This window comes from Microbispora hainanensis, from assembly GCF_006874475.1.
Classification (GTDB): Bacteria; Actinomycetota; Actinomycetes; order Streptosporangiales; family Streptosporangiaceae; genus Microbispora; species Microbispora hainanensis.
This window is the reverse complement of sequence record NZ_VIRM01000045.1, coordinates 1-16,570: the sequence shown is the minus strand read 5'-3', so window position 1 is coordinate 16,570 and position 16,570 is coordinate 1. Positions and strand designations below refer to the sequence as shown.

General features: G+C 70.9%; 13 protein-coding genes and 1 tRNA gene. 5 read left to right on the top strand and 9 right to left on the bottom strand.

The window, feature by feature from the left end:
* Positions 1-226: 226 nt before the first annotated feature.
* On the top strand, positions 227-1,705 hold the full coding sequence (locus tag FLX08_RS29010; protein WP_142623413.1) for an amidase: 1,479 nt from the start codon (positions 227-229) through the stop codon (positions 1,703-1,705).
* An 88-nt stretch (positions 1,706-1,793) separates the two neighbouring features.
* Positions 1,794-4,268: a cation-translocating P-type ATPase gene (locus FLX08_RS29005; RefSeq protein ID WP_142623411.1), complete on the top strand. Its 2,475-nt coding sequence runs from the start codon at positions 1,794-1,796 to the stop codon at positions 4,266-4,268.
* 19 nt (positions 4,269-4,287) lie between these two features.
* On the opposite strand, the gene FLX08_RS29000 is transcribed toward FLX08_RS29005, so the two are convergent.
* The 6 genes from FLX08_RS29000 to FLX08_RS28975 are packed head-to-tail and all read right to left on the bottom strand — an operon-like array spanning position 4,288 to position 9,839.
* Entirely contained in the window at positions 4,288-4,749 is a 462-nt protein-coding gene (locus FLX08_RS29000; RefSeq protein ID WP_142623409.1) for a hydrogenase maturation protease, read from the bottom strand.
* On the bottom strand, positions 4,733-6,022 hold the full coding sequence (locus tag FLX08_RS28995) for a Ni/Fe hydrogenase subunit alpha (RefSeq protein ID WP_142623407.1): 1,290 nt from the start codon (positions 6,020-6,022) through the stop codon (positions 4,733-4,735). Before FLX08_RS28995 ends, FLX08_RS29000 begins: the two co-directional genes overlap by 17 nt.
* On the bottom strand, positions 6,019-6,927 hold the full coding sequence (locus FLX08_RS28990; protein WP_244312972.1) for an NADH-quinone oxidoreductase subunit B family protein: 909 nt from the start codon (positions 6,925-6,927) through the stop codon (positions 6,019-6,021). The genes FLX08_RS28995 and FLX08_RS28990 overlap by 4 nt, the downstream gene beginning before the upstream one ends.
* The gene (locus tag FLX08_RS28985) at positions 6,927-7,829 is read right to left on the bottom strand and encodes an FAD/NAD(P)-binding protein (RefSeq protein ID WP_244312971.1); all 903 of its coding nucleotides are present in this window, start codon (positions 7,827-7,829) and stop codon (positions 6,927-6,929) included. The genes FLX08_RS28990 and FLX08_RS28985 overlap by 1 nt, the downstream gene beginning before the upstream one ends.
* Positions 7,826-8,899, bottom strand: coding sequence for a 4Fe-4S dicluster domain-containing protein (locus FLX08_RS28980; RefSeq protein ID WP_142623405.1), 1,074 nt, complete (start codon positions 8,897-8,899; stop codon positions 7,826-7,828). The genes FLX08_RS28985 and FLX08_RS28980 overlap by 4 nt, the downstream gene beginning before the upstream one ends.
* A gap of 52 nt (positions 8,900-8,951) precedes the next feature.
* Positions 8,952-9,839, bottom strand: coding sequence for a universal stress protein (locus tag FLX08_RS28975; RefSeq protein ID WP_142623403.1), 888 nt, complete (start codon positions 9,837-9,839; stop codon positions 8,952-8,954).
* A 188-nt stretch (positions 9,840-10,027) separates the two neighbouring features.
* On the opposite strand from FLX08_RS28975, the gene FLX08_RS28970 reads away from it, so the two are divergent.
* Positions 10,028-10,414 (top strand): VOC family protein, encoded by a 387-nt coding sequence (locus FLX08_RS28970; protein WP_142623401.1) that lies wholly within the window; start codon positions 10,028-10,030, stop codon positions 10,412-10,414.
* Between the two features lie 40 nt (positions 10,415-10,454).
* Here FLX08_RS28970 and FLX08_RS28965 read toward each other — a convergent pair whose 3' ends face one another.
* The 3 genes from FLX08_RS28965 to FLX08_RS28955 form a co-directional block, all read right to left on the bottom strand.
* Positions 10,455-11,435: a ferritin family protein gene (locus FLX08_RS28965; RefSeq protein WP_208761728.1), complete on the bottom strand. Its 981-nt coding sequence runs from the start codon at positions 11,433-11,435 to the stop codon at positions 10,455-10,457.
* Between the two features lie 196 nt (positions 11,436-11,631).
* Positions 11,632-14,052, bottom strand: coding sequence for a phosphoenolpyruvate synthase (gene ppsA, locus FLX08_RS28960; protein ID WP_142623399.1), 2,421 nt, complete (start codon positions 14,050-14,052; stop codon positions 11,632-11,634).
* 295 nt (positions 14,053-14,347) lie between these two features.
* Positions 14,348-14,914 (bottom strand): TetR/AcrR family transcriptional regulator, encoded by a 567-nt coding sequence (locus FLX08_RS28955; RefSeq protein ID WP_142623397.1) that lies wholly within the window; start codon positions 14,912-14,914, stop codon positions 14,348-14,350.
* 355 nt (positions 14,915-15,269) lie between these two features.
* Here FLX08_RS28955 and FLX08_RS28950 point away from each other — a divergent pair, with 355 nt between their 5' ends.
* Both FLX08_RS28950 and FLX08_RS40890 read left to right on the top strand, forming a co-directional pair.
* Positions 15,270-16,052: an SDR family oxidoreductase gene (locus tag FLX08_RS28950; RefSeq protein WP_142623395.1), complete on the top strand. Its 783-nt coding sequence runs from the start codon at positions 15,270-15,272 to the stop codon at positions 16,050-16,052.
* Between the two features lie 409 nt (positions 16,053-16,461).
* A tRNA-Ser gene (locus FLX08_RS40890) sits at positions 16,462-16,532 on the top strand.
* The last annotated feature ends 38 nt before the right edge of the window (positions 16,533-16,570 follow it).

The following is a 16,570-nucleotide window of genomic DNA, read 5'->3' as shown; positions in this document are numbered from 1 at the left end:
AATAGCCGGCGGCCTGATCCGCACGGCGAGAATTGAGACGTCCATCTCGTTGCGCCGAAGCGGCATTCCATGCCCTTGTCGACGCAGTAAATCTGCCGGCGACCCTGCTGACCTGGGGTGGAGCATCTCCGGCGGCATAACGATCGCGTGGCGTTTCGACTTCTCCCGCGAATGGGGCGACGTGTGCGGGGAGAAACGTTTACGGCACGCGGTTAGAGTCACGTTCATGGAATGGAGTTTTCACACGGCCGAAGAGCTCGCAGCCGCATTGCGTGCCGGTGACGTGAGCTCGGTGGAACTGACCGACGAGGCGATCGCCCGCATCGAGCGGGACGACAAGGCGATCAACGCCGTCTGCGTGCCGGACTTCGACCGTGCGCGGGCCGCCGCACGCGATGCCGACCGGGCCCGCGCGCGCGGCGAGGATCATGAGGAGCGGCCGCTGCTCGGCATCCCGGTGACGGTCAAGGAGTCGTTCAACGTCGCCGGGCTGCCCACGACCTGGGGCATGCCGCAGCACCGGGACTTCGTGCCGGCCGAGGACGCGGTGCAGGTGTCGCGGCTCAAGGCCGCGGGCGCGGTGGTGCTCGGCAAGACCAACGTGCCGTTGGGGCTGCAGGACATCCAGACGTTCAACGAGATCTACGGCACCACCCACAACCCGTGGGATCACCGCCGCACGTCCGGCGGATCCTCCGGCGGCTCGGCGGCGGCCCTGGCGTGCGGGTTCGGGGCGTTGTCCATCGGCTCCGACCTCGCCGGCTCGCTGCGCACCCCCGCGCATTTCTGCGGCGTCTACGCGCACAAGCCGACGCTCGGACTGGCGGCCACCCGCGGCATGATCCCGCCGGCCGAGCCGGCATGGCCGGTCGATCTCGACCTCGCCGTCGTCGGTCCGATGGCGCGCACCGCCCGCGATCTCACGCTCCTGCTCGACGTCATGGCCGGGCCCGACCCGCTGACGTTCGGCGTGGCGCACCGTCTGGCGCTGCCGCCCGCCCGCCACGAGCGGCTCCAGGATTTCCGGGTCCTGGTCATCGGCGAGCATCCGCTCCTCCCGACCGGGGCCGCCGTGCGGGCCGGTGTGGAGCGGGTGGCCGCCGCGCTCGCCGACGGCGGCGCCCGCGTCGAACGGCACAGCCCGCTGCCGCCCGATCTGACCGAAGCCGCGACGCTCTACATGCAGTTGCTGGTGTCGGGCTCCGTCGCGCGTTTTCCCATCGAATCACTCGAGCAGCTGCGGGCCCGCGCCGACGAGCTGAGCGCGGACGACCGGAGTCTCGACGCCGCGCGGCTGCGCGCCATGCTGTTCAGCCACCGCGACTGGATGGAGACCAACCATCGCCGCGAGGTCCATCGCCACGGCTGGCGGCAGGTGTTCGCCGAGTTCGACGCCGTGGTGTGCCCGATCACGCCGACGCCCGCGTTCCCGCACGACCATCACCCCAATCCGCTGGAACGCCTCATCGACATCGACGGCGTCGAATACCCGTACTTCGACCAGCTCGTCTGGGCCGGCCTGGCCACCATGCCCGGCCTGCCCGCCACCGCCATACCGGCCGGCCGGTCGCCCGAGGGCCTGCCGGTGGGAGTGCAGCTCATCGGTCCGATGTTCGAGGACCGCACCCCGCTGCGGCTGGCCGAACTGCTGGAGCAGAAGATCGGCGGTTTCCACCCGCCGGCATCGATCACGCCGTCGGTGTAGCGCCTCAGGCATGCCGGGGCCGAAGGTCCTCCGGGCCGATGGCTTTCGCCCGGAGCCGTCCCCGAGGCCCCGGTGATCTGCTGGGGGCATGGAACCCGCTGTCCGGACCCTGACCGGGCTGACCGAGGAAGAGGCCGCGCGCCGCCTGGCCGAGCACGGGCCCAACGAGATCCCCCAGCCGAAGCCGCCCAACCTGATCGTGCGGGCCGCCCGCCAGCTCGCGGACCCGATGTCCGTCCTGCTGCTCGTCGCCGGGCTGGTCACGCTCCTCGTGCTCGGCGAGGTGCCCGAGGGCGCGGCGATCCTGGCCATCCTGCTGGTGAACGTCGTCATCGGGGTCGCCCAGGAGACCAAGGCCGACAAGGCCGTGCGGGCCCTGCACACCCTCACCGCGCCGATGGCGACCGTCGTACGCGGCGACGTCGTACGCCGGATCCCGGCGGCCCAGGTCGTGCCGGGCGACATCGTCACCGTCGCGGCGGGGGACAGGGTCCCCGCCGACGCCCGGCTGATCGAAACCAGTGCGCTCGCGGTGGACGAGGCGCTGCTGACGGGGGAGTCGCTGTCGGCCGACAAGCGCGCGGGCGGCGCGGGCGGCGCGGGCGGCCCGCATGTGCCCCTGGGCGACCGCACCGGCGAGATCTTCTCCGGCACGCTCGTCGTGCGCGGCTCGGGCACCGCCGAGGTGCTGCGTACGGGATCCGGCACCGAGGTGGGCCGCATCGCCACCGCCCTCGGCGGCGGGGGCAAGGGGCCGCTGGAGATCGAACTCGGCCAGGTGTCGCGCCGCATCGGCCTGCTGGCGGTCGCGGCGGGAACGCTCATGGTCCTCATCGGGCTGACCCGGGTGAGCAGAGGCGAGGCCGCCCTGATCGACATCATTCTGGCCGGGGTGGCGCTGGCCATCGCCGCGGTGCCCGAGAGCATGGCCGCCGCCGTCACCACCGCGCTGGCCATGGGCGCGCAGCGGATGGCCAAGCTCGGAGTGATCGTGCGCAGGCTGCCGGCCATGGAGGCCCTGGGCGCCACCACCGTCATCGCCACCGACAAGACCGGCACGCTCACCACCGGCCACCTGACCGTCGCCGACCATCTCGCCGTTCCGGGCGCCGATCTGTGGCGGGCCGCGCTGCGCTGCAACGACGCCCGCGACGGCGTCGGCGACGCGGTGGACGTGGCACTGGCCGAGGCCGCCGCCCGTCACGGCGTACGGCTGTCGCCCGCGGAAACCCGGCTCGACGCGCGTCCCTTCGACGCCGAGACCCGGTCGATGGCCGTGGTCACCGCGCTGGACGGCGGGCCGCCGCTGCTGACGGTCAAGGGGGCGCCGGAGGCGGTGCTGGCGCGCTGCGCGCCCGGTGAACAGACCGACCGGCTGGCGCAGGCCGTGCCGGAGCTGGCCCGGAGGGGCCTGCGGGTGCTCGCGCTCGCGGAGGGACGGACGGGCGACCTCGACGCCACCGGGCTGCGCCCGGTCGGCCTGGTCGCGCTCCAGGACGAGATCCGGGCCTCGGCCCGCCAGGCCGTGGCCGACTGCCGGGGCGCCGGCATCCGGGTCGTGATGGTGACCGGCGACCACGCGGAGACCGCTCGCGCCGTCGCGCAGGAGGTCGGGATCGACCCCGAGCCGCTCGTCACCGGCGCCGCGATCGAGGGGGACGGCGGGCGGGCGCGGCTGCCCGAGGCCGCCGTCGTGGCGCGGGTGGACCCGGAGACCAAGCTCGACCTCGTGCGGGCCCTGAAGGAACGTGGCGAAGTGGTGGCGATGACCGGCGACGGCGTGAACGACGCCCCGGCGTTGCGCCACGCGGACGTCGGCGTGGCCATGGCCGGCGAGGAGGGCACGGACGTCGCCCGCGAGGCCGCCGCCGTCGTGGTGACCAACGGCGAGCTCGGCACGATCGTGACCGGCGTGCGGGAGGGCCGTCGCCTGCACCACAACGTCGCCTCGATGATCGGCTACCTGCTCACCGGCAACCTCGCGGAGATCCTCATCGTCCTGACCGGCCTGCTCGTCTGGCCCGATCTGGTCGTGCCGCTGCTGCCGGTGCACCTGCTCTGGATCAACCTGGTCCTGGACGGCATCCCGGCGATCGCGCTGGGCGTGGACCGGCCGGCGGGCGACCCGCTCGCCCTGCGCCCGCGCGGCGACGGGCTGCTGTCGTGGCGGGTGCTGCGCCGCATCCTCCTGCGCTCGGTGGTCGTCGCGGTGCTGGTGTTCGCCGTCGTGGAGACGGCCAGGCGGCTCGGCTGGAGCGACGAGCAGGTGCGCACCCAGGCCGTGCTCGCCCTGGTCTTCGCCCGCCTGACCCTCGCGTACGTGGTCAGGGCGCGGCGGCGGACGTTCGAGCGGGGCTGGTGGCACGGCCGCGCGGTCGCGGCGGCCGTGTCGGCCACGCTGATTTTGCAGGTCCTCGTGACGGCGGTGCCGGTGCTCGGGGCTCCGCTGGCCCTCGTGCCGCTGCCGCCGCTCGGCTGGGCGATGGCCGTCGCCGCGGCCGTGCTCACCGTGCTGCTGTGCGACGCCCTGCGCACGAGAGAGGCGTCGCGCGGCGCGGCATGAGATCACCCTGCTCACCGCGTTACGCGGATTCCTGCCGGAGTCGCTGTTCCAGCTCCCGCGCCAGGGCGTCGATCGCGGACAGCACGGGCGGCGTGGTCGGCGCGCCGATCGTGAAGTCCGCACCTTCGATGCCGATGACGACGAGCCGGGCGGGCAGGCGGCCGAGCGCACGGCCGAGATCGACGGCGTCGGCCAGGCCGAAGGAGTGGGAGCTGCCGTGCCAGGACGGCCCGCCCTCGACGCCGGCTGGGCGGTGCACCGCACCCGGCGGCGCACCGGAGGAGACGGCGTCGATCACGACGGCCAGACGGGCGCCGGTCCAGGCCTCGACAAGCTGGGCGGGGTCTCCGGCGCTCTCCACGAGCACGACGGCCGGCGGGACCAAGCCGCGCAGCCGCCGTACGACCTCCAGACCGGCCGCGTCGTCGCCCCGGCCGTCCCCGCCGAGGCCGATCACCACGATGTCACCGGGCGTCGACATGGAGGTCGAGGAAGTGCGCCGAACAGGAGATGCAGGGATCGTGGTTGCGGATGGCCCGTTCGCACAGCGCGGCCAGCTCCTCCTCGGGCAGGTCGAGCCGGGGCTCGATCAGGTGCCGTAGATCCGCCTCGATGCGCGCCTGGTTCTGGGAGGTCGGGGGCACGATGTCGGCCTCGCGGATCACCCCGCCGGCGTCGATGCGATAGCGGTGATAGAGCGTCCCGCGCGGCGCCTCCGAGGCGCCGTGGCCGGTGGCCGCGCGGGGCTCCACCGGCACGTACGGCGTGTCGGGCTCGGCCAGGTCGTCGATCAGCCGCAGGGCCTCGTCACAGGCGTGCACGATCTCCACCGCCCGCACGACGATGCTGCGGAAGGGATTGCGGCAGACCGGCCCGAGGCCCGCCGCCGCGGCCGCCTCCCGCGCGAGCGGCGACAACTGGGCCGAGTTGAGGCTGTAGCGGGCCATCGGCCCGACGAGATAGCCGGGGGAGCCGTCGAGCCGGGCGTGCAACGCCGTCGAGTGCGGCACCTGCTCCTCGGTCACGTGCTCGGGCCACTCCCGTACGGCGAAGCTCCCGCCGTCGCTGGTGACCACGGCCCCGGACAGGATCGCGTACTCGCCGGGGTGACGCAGCGCCAGGAAGCGGTAGCCGTGCTCGACCTCGGGGAAGTCGAAGCCGGCGACCCAGGAGACGGTCTCGAGGGCGATCTCGCGGGCGCGGCGCAGCCGTTCGGCGACGGGGGCCAGCTCGCGGCGGCTGGGCACCCGATAGAAGCCGCCGACGCGGACGTTCACCGGGTGGATGGGCCTGCCGCCGACGGCCGCCACGAGGTCGTTGCCGGCCTTCTTCAGAGCGAGCCCCCGCTGGACCAGGTCGCGGTGGTCGGCCGCCATGGCGATGCCGCTGTCGTAGCCGAGGAAGTCGGGCGCGTGCAGCAGATACACGTGCAGCGTGTGCGACTCGATCCATTCGCCGTAGTAGAGCAACAGCCGCAGGTCGCGCAGCGGGCCGGTGACCTCGGCCCCGCAGGCGGCCTCGATGGCCTGGCAGGCGCTCATCTGGTAGGCGACCGGGCAGATGCCGCAGATCCGGGCGGTGATGTCGGGCGGCTCGGTGTGGAACCGGCCGCGCAGCAGCGCCTCGAAGAACCGCGGCGGCTCGTAGATCCGCAGCTCCAGGTCCTGGATGCGCCCGTCGCGGGCGCGTACGAGCAGAGCGCCTTCCCCCTCCACCCGGGTCAGGCCCCCGACCTTAACCGTCTTGTGGGTCACCGGCGGCCTCCCCGGTCCTCGCCCGGCGCCTTGCCCGGTGCTTTCTCCGGTGCCTTCTCAGGTGCCGTCTCATGGTCGAGCAGCTCCGGGTCGGCGTCCTCGGCCGCCTGCCGGAAGGGCTCCTCGGCGGCGTTGAAGGTCCGGTAGACCCGCACCAGCTCGGGCGTGCTCATGCCCAGCTCACGCAACTGCCGGTTGAGGGCACGCACGTTCGGGCTCTCCATCGGGCCGAAGCAGCCGTAGCACCCCCGGTTGAACGCCGGGCACAGCGCCCCGCAGCCGGCCTGGGTGACCGGGCCGAGGCAGGGCGTGCCGTGGGCGACCATGACGCAGGCGTTGCCACGGGCCTTGCACTCGACGCAGACGCTGTTGGGCGGCACGACCGGGCGCCGCCCGGCGAGGAAGGCCGAGACGACCTCCAGCAGTTGCCGCCTGTCGATGGGGCAGCCGCGCAGCTCGAAGTCCACCGGCACATGGGCCGAGATCGGCGTCGAGCGGTCCAGCGTCGCGATGTAGTCGGGCCGGGCGTACACGACCGAGAGGAACTCCCGCACGTCGGCGAAGTCGCGCAGTGCCTGGATCCCTCCGGCGGTGGCGCAGGCCCCGATGGTGACCAGGCGCCTGGACACCCGGCGCACGTGCCGGATCCGCTCCAGGTCGTCGGGCGTGGTGATCGACCCTTCAACCAGCGAAAGGTCGTACGGGCCCGGGCCGGGGGCGCTGGAGGCCTCCAGGAAGTAGGCGATCTCGACCCGGGCGGCCACCGACAGCAGTTCCTCCTCGCAGTCGAGCAGGGTGAGCTGGCACCCGTCGCACGAGGCGAACTTCCACACCGCCAGCCGCGGCCGCGCGCCGCCCGGCCCGCTCGCCGATGATCGCCGGGATGAACGTCTCGGTGCTCCCATCACAGCTCCTCCACGGCCAGCAGGCGCGACGCGCGCTCGTAGCTCAGCACCGGGCCGTCCAGGCAGACGAACAGCGGGCCGAGCTGGCAGTGCCCGCACCAGCCGAGACCGCATTTCATGTTCCGCTCCAGCGACAGCTCCACCCGGCGAGCCGCCACCCCGCGCGCCACCAGGTCGTCGGCAGTGGCCCGCATCATCGTCTCCGGGCCGCACACGAAGGCGAACGTGCGCCGCGGCTCGAAGACGATGCGGTCGAGGAGCCGGGTGACCAGGCCGACCGGCCCCTTCCAGGCGTGATCGGGGTGGTCCACGGTCACCTGGACGTCGACGCCCAGGCCGCTCCAGCGCGCCAGCTCCCGCCCGTAGACGAGAGTCGCGGGCGTACGGGTCCCCGCGATCACACTGATCCGCCCATACCGTGAGCGATGGCGCACCAGCTCCCGCACCAGCTCCCGCACCAGGGGCCGCAGCGGCGCCAGGCCCAGCCCGCCCGCGACGACGACCACGTCCATCCCGGCGGCGGCCGGGATGTCCCACCAGGTGCCGTACGGCCCGCGCACCCCGACCACGTCTCCGGGCCGCTTGCCGCACAACGCGCCGCTGACCGCGCCGACCGCGCGGATCGTGTGGACATATCCCCCCGAGCGGGCCCAGCCGCTGATCGACATCGGGACCTCGCCGACCCCCGGGGCGTACAGCATGGTGAACTGCCCGGGCCGATATGGCGGGCATTCGCCGTGTACGGGCACGAGCTGGAGCGTGACCGTGTCCACCCGGTCGGCCCGCCGTGAGCGCACCCGGTAGAGCTCCGGTGTCATCGGACGCACCTGCATGTCCGAGCCGGTCCTCACCAGGCGCGGCTCGTCGCGCCCTGCGGGCGGCCGGCGCGTCTCGGCGGTCATGGCAGGTTGGCCAGTTCCTCGGTGACGTCGATCCCCACGGGACACCAGGTGATGCACCGGCCGCAGCCCACGCAGCCCGAGGTGCCGAACTGGTCGAACCAGGTGGAGAACTTGTGCGTGAGCCACTGCCGATAACGCGCGGCCCCCGACCCCCGCACCGGCGCGCCGCCGACCTCGGTGAACCCGAGCGTGAAGCAGGAGTCCCAGCGTTCGATCCGCTCGGCCGCGCCTTCGGTGAGATCGGTGCTGTCTTCCACCGTGGTGCAGAAGCAGGTGGGGCAGACCATGGTGCAGTTGGCGCAGGTGAGGCAGCGGGAGGCGACCTGCTGCCAGCGCGGCGAATCGTGGGCGCCGGCCACCCGCTCCTTGATCCCCTCGGTGTCGACCCGCCGTCCCATGTGCTCGGCGGCCGTACGGGAGACCTCCTCGGCCGCGTCGAGATCGGCGTTCGCGGCCGGAACGCGGGGGAGCGCCCCGAGGATCTCCGCACCGCATGCGCTGCCGGGCTCGGCCACGAACCGGTGCGGTCCGGCGAGCTCGGTCAGCGCCAGGTCATAGCCGGCGGTCGCCTTCGGGCCGGTGCCCATGGAGACGCAGAAGCACGTCCCCCCGGGCACGGCACAGTTCACCGCGACGAGGAACAGCGCCTCCCGCCGTCTGCGATAGTCGGGGTCGGGATGCCTGCCCCCGAGGAACACCCGGTCCTGCACGGCCAGCGCGGCCAGGTCGCACGCGCGTACGCCCAGCAGGGCGACCCGGGGCACCTCCGCCTCGGGCTCCTCGATGCTCTCGCCCCGCATGCGGAACAGGGTGCGGCTGGGCGGCTGCGTGTAGCGCTTGGCGGAGTCGGGACTCGCGGCGAAGCCGAACAGCATCTCGTCGTCGCCCTCGCGCAGCCGATAGCGGCCGGGCTCCTGCTCGTCTCCACACCCCCTGGGCAGCTCGCTCTCCGAGGCGATCTCGCCCATCCGGATGACCTTGTCGCGAGTGGTCGGCGCCACCACGGCGAACCCCCGCGCCCGCAACTCGGCGATCAGCGGTTCCAGCGATCGAATGACGACGGTTTCCATGGGCGACCCTCCTTCGCCCCCAATGGGCGCCCTCGGACGCGTCTCCTCCACGCTACGCCGTCGGTGAGACATCCACGGAACGTGGCCGGACCACGACCACGGGCGCGTACGCGTGGTGGATCACGGCGTGAGCGGTGGAGCCCAGGCCCAGCCAGGCGGACAGTCCCGTATCGGCGCCGATGACGACCAGGTCGGTCTCCCCGGAGACGTCGATCAAGGCTTTGGCCGGGTGCTCCCGCACGACGTGCTCGGTGAGCGTCACGTCGGGGAAGCGCTCCCGGCGCCCGGCGATGCTCTCCGCGAGCAGGCGCGCCTCCTCCGCCCCGATGGCGTCCACGTCGTAGACCGGCGGCAGCATGTCGCCCGGCTCCCTCGCGACCGGTTGCGTCCAGGCGTGTACGGCACGCAGGCGGGCATGCCGCAGCGCGGCCTCATGGAAGGCGAAGTCCAGGACGGGTTCCTGGTCGGGACGCCCGGTGACGCCGACCGCGATCTCCCCGCGGTCGGCGTCTTTCGGTTGCCTGACGACGGCCACGGGGCAGGGGGCCTGGGCGGTGACGCAGCGGCTCACCGAACCCAGGAGCAGCTCGGCGAACCCGCCACGACCGCGGCTTCCCACGACGAGCAGCTGAGCCCTCTCCGCCGCCACGATGAGCGCCTGCTCGGCTCCGCCGTCGACGACCTCAGCCGACACGGCCAGACGCGGCCTGCCCGCTCGGGCCTGGATCATCGCTTGATCGAGCACGGCTCGCGCGGCCGCCTCTGCGTCGGCTCGCCAGCGCGCCGGCTGCGGGACGAGCGGCACATAGGAGGGCCAGCGCAGTGTCGCGTACACGAGGCGCAGCGGCGCACCGCGCAGCTCGGCTTCCCGAGCGGCCCAGGCGGCGGCCTGAAGCGAGGGCGTCGATCCGTCGACGCCGACGACGATCGGCTCTGCCATGACGCCACCCCGTCTGACGATCGGCAGGTAGGGCTCTCACAGCGGTTGTGCCCGTCTTCAGGCCGTGTGCGCGGGTCCGAGCCGAGGGCCGCCTGAGTTTCCTCAGCTGATCTACGATTTCCGGTGTTGTTCCACCAGCGGGCTCAGCTCACCGTTCTCCGACGTCATCCGTTTCTGAAGGGAGTCCTGTGGCATTCATCAAGGACATCGTCTTCGACAGCCCTCATCCGGCGTCAGCCGCCCGGTTCTGGTCGCAGGCCCTGGACGGTTACGCGATTGCGCCGTACGACGAGGAGGAGCTGGCACGGCTGCGCTCCATGGGCATCGACGACCCGGAGGACGACCCTACGGTCCTGCTCGTCCACACCTCCGGCAGGCTGCCGCGCATTTTCTTCCAACTCGTGCCGGAGAGCAAGCGGGTCAAGAACCGGGTTCATCTCGACCTGGGCGCCACCGATGCGGTCGCAGAGGTCAAGCGGCTGTGTGCGCTGGGGGCAACGGTTCAGGCCGAGCGTGAGGACTGGATCACGATGCAGGATCCCGACGGCAACGAGTTCTGCCTCACGCGCTCGTGAGCGGAACCACGCCCCGGCCATGAGGTGGCACTGTGATCGGTCAGCTCGGTGTGGGGCACTGCCTGCCGAGCTTGGAGACTTCCCGGGAGAAGGCCTGGGCGTGTTTCAGCTCGTCTTTGGCGGTGTGGCTGAGCACCTTCGCCACCTCGGTGTCGCCCGCGGCCGAGGCGCGGCGAGCGTAATCGGGGTACATCTGCGTCGCCTCGTGGGCCTCTCCCTTGATCGTCGCGCACAGGTTGGTCCCGGTGTCGCGGACCGCGCCGGCGAGGTTCGCCTGCTCGGCGAAGTGCTCGGTGCGCTCGACGGCGGCCGTCCGGTGGAACAGCGTGGCGAGCCTGGCTTGTCCGGTCTCCCGCGCCTTGTCGCCATACAGGGTGTATTTGGCGTAGGCGAACCCCTCGCCCTTCATCGCCGTACGCAGGTTGTCGAGCGTCCGGGATGAGGAGACCTTGGGCGGGCCGGCCTGGATCTTCACCGGCTTGGCCCGCACGTCGGTCGGGATCGTCACCCCGGACGACGGATCGGTGACGGCCCTTTCCGCCTGGAGGAACTTCTCACGGTGATCGGCCTCGTCCCGCCCGATCTCGGAGAAGCGCTTGGCGGCTTCCTGATCGCCGTCCGCGTCGGCCTGCTCGGCGAACGCCTTGTACATCGTCGTCGCCTCGTAGGCCTCGCCGCCGGCGCTGTCGCGGAGGTTGGCCGCGTTGTCGCCGACCATGCCGATGAGCTTCGCCTGCTCGGTGAAGTGTTCCCGCAGTTCCGTGTCGGCGGTGCGCCGGTACAGCGCCGCGACGTCCGGCAGGTTCTCCCGGTCCGCTTGCTTGGCATAGGCGCGGTAGGTCACGTGCGCCAGCGCCTCGCCCTGCATCGCCTTCGTGACGTTGGTACGCGTCAACGGGTCCAGATCGTCCCCGTGGGGGGCGACGGCCGCCGTCGCGCTCCCGGCCCCCGCCGCGAGAAAGGCGACGACTCCGGCAGTCGTGAGACAGGCTCTCCAGCAGACCAGACCTCGGGTTCTCATGCGCCCCCCTCGGTGTGCCTTCGCCCAGCCGCCGTCGCGACGGCGTGCGGGACCCCTCCTGACGGTGCTACCCCCGTGCACGAGCGGAACCTCGCAAAGCGCCCAGGGTTGGTCCGGATCAGGCAAAGGGTGACCGTCCTGCATGCGGCCTTATGTCTTGCGGCAGACGTGGGTTTGGACGCACGGACGCCGGAGCTCAGGCCGGCGGCCACGACCGCGTTCCGCGGACCGCCGCGGCGGGTTCCCGGCGCTCCTGTGCGCGTTCGGCCGCGGCGACGTTCTCCTTCACCGGCAAGAAGCTGTCGGGTGCGACGGAGATCGAGTCGATGCCCGCCTCGACCAGGAACCGGGCGAAGTCCGGGTCGTCGCTGGGACGTTGCCCGCAGAGCCCGACCTTGCGTCCCTTCGCGTGTGCGGCCGAGATGAGGTGCTCGATGCTGCGGGTGAGGGCGGGGTTGCGTTCGTCGAACAGATGCGCCAGCTCGGCGGAGTCCCGGTCGACCCCGAGGGTGAGCTGGGTGAGGTCGTTGCTGCCGATGGAGAACCCGTCGAAGCGGTCGGCGAACTCGTCCGCCAGGATGATGTTCGCCGGGACCTCGGCCATGACGTAGACCTCCAGGCCGTCTCGGCCCCGCCGCAGCTTCTCTTCGGCCATGACCCGCAGGACCCGGTCGGCCTCCTCGACCGTACGGCAGAACGGGATCATCACGATGACATTGGTGAGACCGATGCGCTCGCGCACCCTGCGGATGGCGTGGCATTCGAGGGCGAAGCCCTCCCGGTATCCCTCCGTGTAGTAGCGGCTGGCCCCGCGCCACCCGAGCATCGGGTTCTCCTCGTGGGGCTCGAACGGCCGCCCGCCGACGAGCCGGGCGTACTCGTTGGTCTTGAAGTCGCTCATTCGCACGATCACCGGGTCGGGCCAGCGGGAGGCGGCGATGCGGGCGATGCCGTGGGCGAGCCGCTCGACGAAGTAGCCGGTGAGGTCGTCGTAGCCCCGGGTGAGCTCGGCGATCCTGCGGCGGTCGTCCTCCTCGACACGGTCAGGGTGCACCAGGGCCATCGGGTGGATCTTGACGTGGTTGTTGACGATGAACTCCATCCGGGCCAGGCCGACGCCGTCGGCGGGCAGCCGCCACCAGCGGAAGGCCGCGGCGGGGTTGGCCAGGTTGAGCATGACCCTGGTCCTGGTGGCCGGGATGTTCTCCAGACTGATCTCCTCTTCCTCGTAGTCGCGCAGGCCCTCGTAGACGAAGCCTTCGTCGCCCTGCGCGCAGGAGACGGTCACCGTCATGCCGTCGCTCAGACGAGCGGTCGCGTCGCCGGTGCCGACGATCGCGGGGACGCCGAGCTCTCGGCTGACGATGGCGGCGTGAGAGGTGCGGCCGCCGTGGTCGGTGACGATCGCCGCGGCCCGTTTCATGATCGGCTCCCAGTCGGGGTCGGTGATCTTCGTGACGAGCACCGATCCGTCCACGAAGCGGTCGATCTCCGCCGGGCTGGTCAGGTTGCACACCGGCCCTGCCGCTATCGCGTCTCCGACGGCCAGCCCCTTCACCAGTGGTTCACCGGCGTCGCGGATGCGGTAGGTGCGCAGCAGCGACGCCTCCCGGCGCCGATGGACGGTCTCCGGGCGGGCCTGGACGAGGAAGATCTCGCCGGTCCTGCCGTCCTTGGCCCATTCCATGTCCATCGGGGTGCCGTAGTGGTCCTCCACCGCGGCGGCCCATCGGGCCAGCAGCAGGATCTCCTCCTCGTCCAGCGCGTACCGGATCGCTTCTTCCTCGGACGTGTCGAGCTGACGGGTTCCTCCCGCCGCGTCGTAGACCACTTTGCGTTGCTTGCGGCCCCGGATCTTCGACACGATGGGGCACAGGCCGGGGTCGCCGAGCAGCGGCTTGAAGACCACATACTCGTCGGGATCCACCCTGCCGCCGACCACCGTCTCGCCGAGCCCCCAGGAGGCGTCGATCAGCACCGCCCGCGGGAACCCGGTCTCGGTGTCGATCGAGAACATCACCCCGGCCGCGCCCAGGTCGGAGCGGACCATGCGCTGCACCCCGACCGACAGGGCGACGTCCAGGTGACCGAACCCGCTGTCCTCCCGGTAGCTGATCGCCCGGTCGGTGAACAGGGACGCGTAGCAGCGAAGACAGGCGTCGAGCAACGCCGGCAGACCGCTGACGTTGAGAAAGCTCTCCAGCTGCCCGGCGAAACTGGCCTCAGGCAGGTCTTCCGCTGTCGCGCTGCTGCGGACCGCGACGTCCGGGTCGATGGTCGCCAGACGATCGGCCAGCTCACCGTATGCCTGCTCGACGGCCTCGGTGACCTCCGCCGGAAGCTCGGCCGCCAGGATCGCCTCCCGTATCGCACGGCCGACGTCCGGCAGGCAGGCCCCTCGGTGCAGGCGGCCGATCTCCTCCGCGATCACCTCGTCAAGCCCGTTCACCTCGATGAACCGGCGGTACGCCTCCGCGGTGAGGGCGAAGCCCTCCGGCACGCGAACCCCCGACCGGGCCAGGTTGCGCATCAGTTCCCCCAGGCCCGCGTTCTTGCCGCCCACCAGGCCGACGTCCGTACGGCCCAGCTCGGCGAACCACCTGACCAACCGCGACATGGCTCACCTCGCCGAATGTCGACTACGACAGTCCCTCCCACCCTTCGCCTCGCGCGACCGGGCAGAGTAGGGAACTTCGTCTCCCGCCTGCGGACGAACGTCCCGGCGCGCCCCCGCCCGGACCTGCGCACCATCCGCTCTTACCTCTCCCGCACCTGCCACGGCTCGACCCTGGGCGCGTGGCGACGCCTGGGTGCTGGCGCGATCGGACCGCATCGGCTCCTGGCGGTTCTTCACCGGGACGCTGACCGGCGACATCGTCGAGTTCCACTGACGCGTACGCGGCCTCGTGATGTCAGGCCGAGGCCATGCGCGCCTCCGGCCAAGGACGGAGCGCCGCCAGTGTCATTTCTCCATATCGGCGCCAGACGCCGGGTTCGCGGTTCCCCAAACGATTCAGTTGAAGCACTGCGCCGCACACCAGGACCCGCACATCCACGGCCGAAGTGTCGGGTCGCAATTTCCCCGACTTCTTGGCGGCTTCGATCAATTGACTGATGAGCTCGATCACCGGTGCCGGACCCACGACCGTCGCCTCGGACAGTGCGTCGGCGAGAAGGCGATCGCCGGCCATCCACTCGAAAAGGTCGATGATATAGGCGGCGAACGCTTCGTACGCGTCAGGCTCGGACAGTGCGGCCCGTGTCCGGCTTTCCAGCAAGTGGAACTGATGCCGGGTCACCGCATTGATCAGCGCTTCTTTTGTTGGATAATTCCGATAAATTGTTGCTTTCGTCACTCCGGCGCGCTCGGCCACCTGCGTCATACTCGCGTGCAGTCCATGCTCCGAGAACACCTCATGAGCGGCCGCAACAACCTTGTCATGGTTACGGCGGGCGTCTGCGCGTTGCCTTGGTCGCATCGGCGAAGAACTCCGCGAATCAAGAGGGCTCGCTGGATCATGCATACGCCAACTCTCCCACGGGGCCGACGCCCCTCCTCCAGGAGCCGGCGCGACGGCCCGGGCCGGACGAGCCGTCCCACGAGGACCTGGTCGCGCACCCGGCCGGCTCAGGGCAGCACCGGGTGCGGCGCTGTCGCGCTCGCTGTGCCGGTTGGTCCGGGCGCGGAGCTAAACGAACCCTGCGGTACGGTTAGCGGGACGGGCGGCGACCTGCGTTCGATCACGGTCGCGAGAGGTCGTTCACCAGCGCACCACCGGGAGCGTTCAGTTCCATGAGCGCATGCGGTTCAGCCGAAAAGCAGAGGAGTCCACGTTGGATCTGCATCTGACCGGACGCACGGCCGTTGTCACCGGCGCGTCCCGGGGTATCGGGGCGGCGATCGCCGAGGTCCTGGCGGAGGAGCGATGTGACCTGCATCTCGCTGCCCGCAGCGGCTCGATCCTCGAAGAGATGGCCGAACGCCTTCGCTCGGCTCACCACATCACGGTGAACACCCATGTCGTGGATCTCAGAAATCCAAAAGATCTGGCCGAACTGGCGGCGAGCACTGCGGACGCGGACATCCTGGTCAACAACGCCGGGGACATCCGGGGCGGCACGATCGACACCGTCGACGAGGAGACATGGCGCCATGGGTGGGACCTCAAGGTCTACGGTTACGTCAATTTGACGCGTCTTCTGTATGCGCGGATGAAGCGGCGTGGCAAGGGCGTCATCGTCAACATCATCGGCAACGCGGGGGATCGGGTCGACAGCCGATATCTGGCGGGCAGCACGGGAAACGCCGCACTGATGGCATTCTCCCGGGCTCTCGGAGGAAACAGCCTGGCCGACGGCATCCGCGTGGTGGGAGTAAATCCGGGCCCGGTGGCCACAGAAAGAATGGTCACGCATCTGAAGAACGCCGCCCTGTCCAGCCTGTCGGACCAGAGCCGATATGCCGAACTCACGGCTCATTATCCCCTCGGCAGGCCGGCGGAACCACGCGAGATCGCCGACCTGGTCGCGTTTCTCGCCTCGGACCGATCCGGCTATACGAGCGGAGCCGTCTTCACGGTCGACGGAGGCGCCTCGTCTTCCGCGTCGCTCTATTGAGGTCGTAGCCCCGGCGCCCGCCCGCCCGGCATCGCCGTGGACGGCAAGACCCATCTGGACATGCCGTCGATAACGGGGATTCGCAGGTCAAAGCGGGCGAGAAATCCCGGACAATGCTTCCCGGATGCGCGGGTTCGCATGGAAAAAAATCAGAAGCGGCGCGGTGCGGGAGAGGGCTAGGCTTCCTGGTGTTCCAGGTGTGAAGGCCCCGGCTACTTCTTCGGGTGAAACTACGCCGGTGCCGTCCCCGGACCTCTGGAACGCACAACCTGATATGCACCTCCCGGTGCGCCGACTGCGGTTACTTCGAGGTTCGATTCCTTGCAGCCCCTCCCATGGGGCTGTCGCCCATCCGGTGGGCGTCTCCGCCGTCACTCTTGATCTCGGGAGGACCACAACTTCAGATCGTGCCCGGTGCGCAGGCGAGGCCTACTTCCACTTTTAATGGGGCGGTCGCTGGTTCGAGTCCAGCCGGAGGCTTCGGTCTCCGTAGCTCAGATGGCAGAGCACCACGTGGC